This is a genomic window from Cryobacterium sp. MLB-32, from assembly GCF_000738085.1.
Lineage (GTDB): Bacteria > Actinomycetota > Actinomycetes > Actinomycetales > Microbacteriaceae > Cryobacterium.
The window spans coordinates 1-8,328 of record NZ_JPRS01000153.1 but is presented as its reverse complement, the minus strand read 5'-3'; the positions used below and the strand labels follow the sequence as shown (position 1 = coordinate 8,328).

The 8,328-nt window shown below is 65.3% G+C and carries 5 protein-coding genes and 2 pseudogenes; 5 read left to right on the top strand and 2 right to left on the bottom strand.

What is annotated here, in order from left to right; genetic code table 11:
• The first annotated feature begins 175 nt into the window (after positions 1-175).
• From iolC to iolD, 5 genes and pseudogenes are all read left to right on the top strand, one after another.
• Positions 176-1,132, top strand: coding sequence for a 5-dehydro-2-deoxygluconokinase (gene iolC / locus JF66_RS13875; protein ID WP_035879067.1), 957 nt, complete (start codon positions 176-178; stop codon positions 1,130-1,132).
• On the top strand, positions 1,129-2,010 hold the full coding sequence (locus tag JF66_RS13870) for a class I fructose-bisphosphate aldolase (RefSeq protein ID WP_035879066.1): 882 nt from the start codon (positions 1,129-1,131) through the stop codon (positions 2,008-2,010). Before iolC ends, JF66_RS13870 begins: the two co-directional genes overlap by 4 nt.
• A gap of 41 nt (positions 2,011-2,051) precedes the next feature.
• Positions 2,052-3,562, top strand: a pseudogene (locus JF66_RS13865) (CoA-acylating methylmalonate-semialdehyde dehydrogenase).
• Positions 3,563-3,565: 3 nt separating this feature from the next.
• Positions 3,566-4,498, top strand: coding sequence for a 5-deoxy-glucuronate isomerase (gene iolB, locus JF66_RS13860; protein WP_035879065.1), 933 nt, complete (start codon positions 3,566-3,568; stop codon positions 4,496-4,498).
• A 48-nt stretch (positions 4,499-4,546) separates the two neighbouring features.
• Positions 4,547-6,453: pseudogene (iolD, locus tag JF66_RS13855) on the top strand (3D-(3,5/4)-trihydroxycyclohexane-1,2-dione acylhydrolase (decyclizing)).
• Positions 6,454-6,855: 402 nt separating this feature from the next.
• Here iolD and JF66_RS13850 read toward each other — a convergent pair.
• On the bottom strand, positions 6,856-7,692 hold the full coding sequence (locus JF66_RS13850; RefSeq protein ID WP_081882391.1) for an ATP-binding cassette domain-containing protein: 837 nt from the start codon (positions 7,690-7,692) through the stop codon (positions 6,856-6,858).
• On the bottom strand, positions 7,689-8,328 hold a 640-nt coding region (locus tag JF66_RS13845; RefSeq protein WP_035879064.1), incomplete at its 5' end, for a ribose ABC transporter permease. The genes JF66_RS13850 and JF66_RS13845, both read right to left, overlap by 4 nt.

The following is an 8,328-nucleotide window of genomic DNA, read 5'->3' as shown; positions in this document are numbered from 1 at the left end:
CTTAATATACCTCCGGAAGTGTCGGTACGGCAGTCCGAGTTTCGGTCGCATTTCCCCGAATGGCGCACGCAAACAGGAGCAGCTGTGAATATGTCATGACATATGAACGAAAAGGCGCTATCGTGAACCTATCCGGTCCACGAACCAGAAAGTTGTACAGCGACGTATGCCAGACATGACACTCACCCCTGCACTCGATGTACTGACGGTCGGCCGTGTCGGCGTGGACATTTACCCCCTCCAAATCGGGGCCGGTCTCGAAGACGTGAGCACCTTCGGCAAGTACCTGGGCGGAAGCGCCACGAACGTGGCCGTCGCGGCGGCCCGCCACGGGCTCGATACCGCTGTGATCACCCGCACGGGTGACGACCCGTTCGGTCGGTACATTCACCAGGAGCTGCGCAGGCTCGGGGTGCGCGACGAATTCGTGTCGACAGTCACCGGTCTGAACACGCCCGTTGTGTTCTGCGAGATCTTCCCGCCTGATGACTTTCCCCTCTACTTCTACCGCGAGCCCAAGGCCCCCGATCTGGTCATCAATGCCGATGAACTGGACCTCGACGCCATCCGCTCCGCCCGTATCTATTGGTCGACCGTCACCGGCTTGTCTCAGGAGCCCAGCCGCGCGGCGCACCACGCCGCGTGGGCCGCCCGCGGCCGTTCACCGCTCACCATCCTCGATCTCGACTACCGACCCATGTTCTGGAGTTCGCCCGAGGAGGCCAGCGCCGAGGTGTCGAAGGCGCTCGAGCAGGTCACCATCGCCGTCGGCAACAAAGAAGAGTGCGAGATCGCCGTCGGCGAGACCGAGCCGCTCCGCGCGGCCGACGCGCTGCTCGAGCGTGGTGTCGAGCTGGCGATCGTCAAGCAGGGTCCGAAGGGTGTGCTCGCCCGCACCCGCGACGAAACCGTCGAGGTGCCGCCGTACTTCGTCGACGTGGTCAACGGCCTCGGCGCCGGCGACAGCTTCGGCGGCGCCCTCTGCTACGGACTCCTGCAGGAGTGGCCACTGAAACGCATCCTGAAATTCGCGAACGTGGCCGGCGCGCTCGTCGCCAGCCGGCTCGAATGCTCCACAGCCATGCCCACGACCGCCGAGGTCGAGGAAATCCTGAAGGGACTAGACCAATGAGTCGGCTCGATTTCAGCGCCCTTCGCCAGACCCGCGCGCAGCATCCTGAACGTATCGGTGAGATCCTCGCGAGCCGCACCCGCCGCGATCTCATCCGCGGCGACGGTCGCCTCTTCATCGTGGCCGCCGACCATCGTGCCCGAGGGGCACTCGGGGTGCGTGGCGACGACAACGCCATGGCCAACCGCTACGAGCTGCTCGAAGGCCTCGCCACCGCGCTCTCCCGGCCAGGCGTCGACGGAGTGCTCGGCACGCCCGACATCATCGACGACCTGGCCTTACTCGGGCTGCTCGACGACAAGATCGTCGTGGGCTCCATGAACCGCGGCGGGCTCAAGGGAGCCTCATTCGAGATGGACGACCGCTACACGGCCTACTCGGTCGACCGTATCCAGCGCGACCGCCTCGACTTCGCCAAGAACCTGCTGCGTATCAACCTCGCCGACCCCGGCTCGGTCGCCACCCTCGAAGCCACCGCCCAGGTGGTGAGCGAGGCCGCCGCCGCCGGACTGCCCATCATGCTCGAGCCCTTCATGAGTTCGTGGGTGAACGGTAAGGTGCAGAACGACCTCACAGCGGATGCCGTGATCCTCTCGATCGCGATCGCGGAGGGCCTCGGAGACTCGAGCGCCTACTCCTGGCTGAAGCTCCCCGTCGTGCCGGAGATGAATCGCGTGATGGCCGCCACCACCCTGCCCACCCTGCTGCTCGGCGGCGACCCCGTCGGCAATCAGCACGAAACGTTCGAGCGCTGGCACAACGCCCTCGGGCTCCCCGGAGTGCGCGGCCTCGTCGTGGGCCGCAGCCTGCTCTACCCGCACGACGGCAATATCGAGAAGGCCATCGACATGGCCGCCACCCTCGTTCACGGCGCCTGAAACTCTCCCTCGCTCAACTCTCGTTCAGAAAGAAGATCACCATGCCCGCAACAGCAACCGACCTGGCCCTCGTTTCGCACTGGATTGACGGACAGAAACAGCCGGGAACCTCCGGCCGAACCGCGCCGGTCTACGACCCCGCTCTCGGCACGATCACCAAGAATGTGTCGCTCGCCGACCAGGCCGAAATCGCGGCCGCCATCGCAAGCGCCAAGGCCGCGTTCCCGGCCTGGCGCGACCTGTCCATCGCCAAGCGACAACAGATCCTGTTCAGCTTTCGCGAACTGCTGACGCCCGCAAGGGGGAGATGGCCGAGATCATCACCAGCGAGCACGGCAAGGTGCTCTCCGACGCCCTGGGCGAGATCTCCCGTGGCCAGGAAGTCGTGGAATTTGCCTGCGGCATTCCGCACCTGCTCAAGGGGGACTACTCCGAAAACGTCTCCACCGGTGTCGACGTGTACTCCACTCGCCAGGCCCTCGGCGTGGTCGCTGTGATCAGCCCCTTCAACTTTCCGGCCATGGTGCCGATGTGGTTCTTCCCGCTTGCCCTCGCGGCCGGCAACACGGTCATCCTCAAGCCCAGTGAGAAGGACCCGAGCGCGGCCATCTGGATGGCCCAGCTGCTGAAGGAGGCTGGCCTCCCCGACGGCGTGTTCACCGTGCTGCAGGGTGACAAGGAATCCGTCGACGGCTTGCTCGAGCACTCCGACGTCAAGGCCATCTCCTTCGTGGGGTCGACCCCCATCGCTCAGTACGTGTACGAAACCGGTACCCGCCACGGCAAGCGCATCCAGGCCCTCGGCGGCGCCAAGAACCACATGCTCGTGCTGCCCGACGCCGACCTCGACCTGGTGGCCGACTCCGCCATCAACGCGGGCTTTGGCAGCGCCGGCGAACGCTGCATGGCCATCAGCGTGGTCGTGGCGGTCGAACCCGTCGCCGACGCGCTCATCGAGAAGATCGTCACCCGCATGAGCACGCTCACGGTGGGTGACGGCCGACGCTCCTGCGACATGGGGCCGTTGGTCACCGAGGTGCACCGCGACAAGGTCGCGAGCTACATCGACATCGCCGCGGAAGACGGTGCGAACATCGTGGTCGACGGACGCTGCATCGAGGTGAACGGCGACCCGAACGGGTTCTGGCTCGGCCCGACACTGATCGACGCCCTGCCGGTGACCTCGAAGGCGTATACGGAGGAGATCTTCGGACCGGTACTCTCGGTCGTGCGGGTAGCGAGCTACGAAGAGGGCGTCGACCTGATCAACTCCGGTGCCTTCGGCAACGGAACCGCTATCTTCACCAACGACGGGGGCGCGGCCCGCCGTTTTCAGAACGAAATTGAGGTGGGCATGATCGGCATCAACGTTCCCATCCCCGTGCCCGTCTCCTACTTTTCGTTCGGCGGCTGGAAGAACTCGCTCTTCGGCGACACCAAGGCTCATGGTGTCGAGGGCGTGCACTTCTTCACGCGCGGCAAGGCCATCACCAGCCGCTGGCTCGACCCGAGCCACGGCGGCATCAACCTCGGCTTCCCCGAGAACAACTAGACGATGACGGTGCCATCCTCTGACCAGCCGGCGCAAGACTGGTTCTACGCCCGGGGCGCTCTCGAGCGTGACGGTTGGGAAACAGTCGTCGACACGGCCATCAGCGGATGGCGCTACACCGGCATTCGGGTGGCAGCGCTCGCTGAGGGGGACTGCCGGGTGCTGCCCGCCGAGGCCGTGGAGCGCATCGTGGTTCCCCTCGCGGGGTCGTTCACGGTGCGGTACACACTCGCGGGAGAGACCGCAGAGCGCGTGCAGATGCTCGAGGGGCGAGCATCCGTTTTTCACGGCCCCACCGACACCCTCTACCTGCCCACCGGCACGGCGCTCTCGATTGAGTTCGCGGGTGTGGGCGCCGGCCGGGTGGCGGTGGCGGAGTCACCGACAGACCAGGCGCTTCCGGTGGCCTATATCCCGAGAGCGGATGTGCCCGTCGAACTGCGCGGCGCCGGTCGCTCCAGTCGTCAGGTGCACAACTTCGGTACCCCGGCAAGCCTCGCGGCCGACCGGTTGATCGTGTGCGAGGTGATCACCCCGGCAGAGAACTGGTCGAGCTACCCGCCGCACAAGCACGACGACTACACCCCCGGCGTGGAGTCGAGCCTCGAGGAGATCTACTACTTCGAGACCGCCGTCACCCGCGGTCAGACCGCGCCGGAGACGGCGCGCCCCTTCGGCCTCATGCGCACCTATTCCTCCGAGGCTGGCTCGATCGACATCAACGCGGAGGTGCACACCGGCGACGTGGCCCTCGTGCCCTTCGGCTGGCACGGACCCTGCGTCGCGGCTCCCGGCTACGACCTCTACTACCTCAACGTCATGGCCGGGCCGGACCCCGACCGCTCGTGGCGTATCAGCGATGATCCGGCGCACGGCTGGATTCGCGACACCTGGCTGGGCCAGGAGTTCGACTCCCGACTTCCGTACACTTCTTAACTTCTCCGGCAGCACCCGAAAGGACACAACGCAGTGACTACTCGTCGCATGACAGTCAGCCAGGCGCTCATCGAGTTCCTCGGCCACCAGTACACCGTTGACGGCGACGTGCGTCAACGCACAATCGTGGGAACCTTCGGCATCTTCGGCCACGGCAACGTTGCCGGGATCGGCCAGGCCCTCAAGCAGCTCTCCGTCGAAGACCCCACCCTGATGCCGTACCACCAGGCGCGCAACGAGCAGGGCATGGTGCACGAATCGATCGCGTACTCCCGCATGACCCGTCGTCGGTCCACGTTCGCCTGTGCGGCGTCCGTTGGCCCCGGCGCCACCAACATGCTCACCGGCGCAGCCGTGGCCACAACCAACCGGCTGCCCGTGCTCCTGCTGCCGGCCGACACCTTCGCAACCCGCGTGTCCGATCCGGTGCTGCAGCAGCTCGAGCTACCGCACGACGCGAGCATGAGCGTCAACGACGCCTTCAAGCCGCTCTCGCGTTTCTTTGACCGGGTCAACCGCCCCGAGCAGCTGTTCTCCGCGGCGCTCGGTGCCCTGCGCGTGCTCACCGACCCTGTCGAGACCGGCGCCGTCACCATTTCGCTGCCGGAAGACGTGCAGGCCGAGACGCTCGAGGTTCCGGCGGAATTCCTTGCCGACCGCGAGTGGCACATCCGTCGCCCCCGCCCAGACCGCGGCATAATCGCCGAGGTCGCCCGTGCCATCTCCCGCGCCAAACGCCCCATGATCGTGGCCGGCGGCGGCGTGATTTACTCCGACGCCGCCGGGGCACTGCGCGAATTCGTCGAGGCCACCGGCATCCCCGTTGGCCTCTCGCAGGCCGGCACGGGCTCGCTCACCTGGGACCACGCGCAGAACCTCGGTTCGGTCGGCGCAACCGGCACCACCGCCGCGAACCGCGCCGCCGCTCAGGCCGACTTGATCATCGGCATCGGTACCCGCTACAGCGACTTCACCGCCGCCAGCCGCACCGCCTTCCAGAACGCCGATGTGCGCTTCATCAACATCAACAGCGCCTCCTTCGACGCGTTCAAGCACGGCAGCGCGATCCCTGTCGTAGCGGATGCGCGCGAGTCCCTTCACGAGCTCACCGAAGCCTCGAGGGTTTCCACGTCTCGGCCGACTACCGTTCCGACTACACCAGGGAGAAGGCCATCTGGGATGCGGCGGTTGACGAGTCCTTCGTGGACCGCCGCCAGGCGCTGCCGAGCCAGTCTGAGATCATCGGCGCCGTGCAGCAGGCCTCCGACCCCCGTGACGTGATCGTGTGCGCAGCCGGATCGCTCCCCGGCGACCTGCACAAGCTATGGCGGGTGCGCGACGGCCTCGGCTACCACGTGGAATATGCCTTTTCCTGCATGGGCTACGAGATCGCCGGCGGCATCGGTGTGGCGCGGGCCGACGTGACCCGCGACTCCATCGTGATGGTCGGCGACGGTTCGTACCTCATGATGCACTCCGAGATCGTGTCAGCCGTGGCCGAGGGCATCAAGTTCATCATTGTGTTGATCCAGAACCACGGCTACGCCTCGATCGGCCATCTCAGCGACGACGTCGGGTCGCAGCGCTACGGAACGCTGTACCGCTACCAGGACAAGGCGGGCAACAACTTCGAGCAGGGCGAGATTCTGCCCATCGACCTCGCCGCGAACGCCGCGAGCTATGGCCTGGACGTGATTTCGATCGAGCCCACCGAGAACGCGATCGCCGACCTGTCCGCGGCCATGAAAACGGCCAAGGCTTCGACCCGCGCCACCATGATCCACATCAACAACGACCCGCGACTCTACGCCCCGGACGGCGAGGGCTGGTGGGACGTACCGGTGGCCGAAACCTCTACCCTCGACACAACCACGGCCGCGCGCGTCGACTACCTCGCACACAAGACCAACCAGAAGCCGCTCCTCGGCCACGGGGGTCCCCGACAGGAAGAGTGAGATCCGCTGACACTCGCGTTATCTGGATGCCCGCCGCACTAGTGGCGGGCATCCTTGTCGTGTCCCACCGGCACCGATTGACGCACCCGTCCGGTGGGCGCCAGAGGTGAGACTCAAGAGTCGATGCCCCAGCGCAACACGTCGCTCTCGCAGGCTGGGTGTGATCAAACGACAGGGTCACTGGTCAGAATGCTGCACTCATGACGATGCGCGGACGATGGGCCAAAGCTGAGCCCACGCCGTGGAGATTCTGGAAGACGGCAGCGCGTCTGCCTGCTGCTGGGCGAAGGTTCGGCCGCGGTCCTCGGAACTTAAACGCTGGTGGGCCCCCTGTTCAGAGGGCCCACCAGTCGCGTTTACTCGCGCGGTTCGAGCTGCTTTATCTTCAGATTGGAGTTGGCGCTAACGACGCTCCAACTCATGGGCAAGCGCAGCCAGCTCGGCACCCCCGGCCATCAGGCCGGTCATTTCCTCAATGCTGATCTCGCTCTTCGTGAACGAGCCGATACTCGTGCCTCGCCTGAGGAGCAAGAATCGGTCACCAACGGGATAGGCGTGGTGAGGATTGTGCGTGATGAACACGACACCGAGCCCCCGGTCGCGTGCCTGGGCAATGTACTTCAGCACTACCCCCGACTGTTTCACGCCGAGCGCAGCGGTGGGCTCGTCGAGAATCACGACCTTTGCGCCAAAGTACACGGCCCGGGCGATTGCGACGGACTGACGTTCGCCGCCGGACAGCGTGCCGATGGGCTGGTCGACGTCGCGCAGGTCGATTCCCATCTTGGCCAGCTCGGCCTTCGTGATGTCGCGCATGCCCTTCACGTCGAGAAACCGGAACGGGCCAAACCCACGGGTAATCTCGGAGCCGAGAAAGAAGTTGCGCCAGACCGGCATGAGTGGAACGACCGCGAGGTCTTGGTAGACCGTGGCGATGCCAAGATCCAGCGAGTGCCGGGGGCTTGTGAAGGTGATTGGTTCCCCATAAGAGAGCAACTCGCCCTCGGTATGACTGTGGGCTCCGGCCAGGATCTTGATGAAGGTCGACTTTCCGGCGCCATTGTCGCCGAGGACGCAGAGGACCTCACCGATCCCCACGGAAGCGGACACGCCGTGGAGCGCGCGGATGGCCCCGTAGCTCTTGCCGATGTCTCGCACCTCCAGGATCGGAGGAGCGCCCGCGCCCGCGCTCGGCGAGGTTGACCTTTGAGGTGTTGTGGAACTGGTGGTCTGGCTCATGAGCGAACTCCTGCCCGTTTGCGAACGTAGAGGTTGACGAGCACCGCGAGCAGCAGCATGCCGCCGAGGAAGGCCTTGAGCCAGTTGTTGTCCCACTGGGCGAAGACGATGCCCTGCAGGGTCATGCCGTAGATGAGAGCACCGAGGGCGGCGCCGATCGCCGAGCCGTAGCCGCCGGTGAGCAGGCATCCGCCCACCACCGCGCAGATGATGTAGATGAACTCCTGACCGATGCCTGTCGTAGCCTGCACCGTCGACACGTCGAAGAGCATGAGCATTCCGACCAGCCAGCCCGCGCCCGCAGTGGTCATAAACAGGCCGATCTTGACCTTCATAATCGGAACGCCCACCTGGCGCGAGCTCTGCAACTGCCCGCCCACAGCGAAGATCCAGTTGCCGGCACGGGTGCGAATGAGCACCCACGTGGCCACGATGATGGCGAGGGCCCACCAGACCACGGCCATTTTGAGGTTCAGGCCGAGGAAACTGAACGAGGAGCCGAAGAACACCTTCACCTGGTCGAACATGGGTACCGTGCCCATGCCCTGGATCACCACGGACCCCGTAATGAGTTTGGTGACGGCCAGGTTGACGCCCTGCAGGATGAAGAATGTCGCGAGCGTCACGATGAAGCTC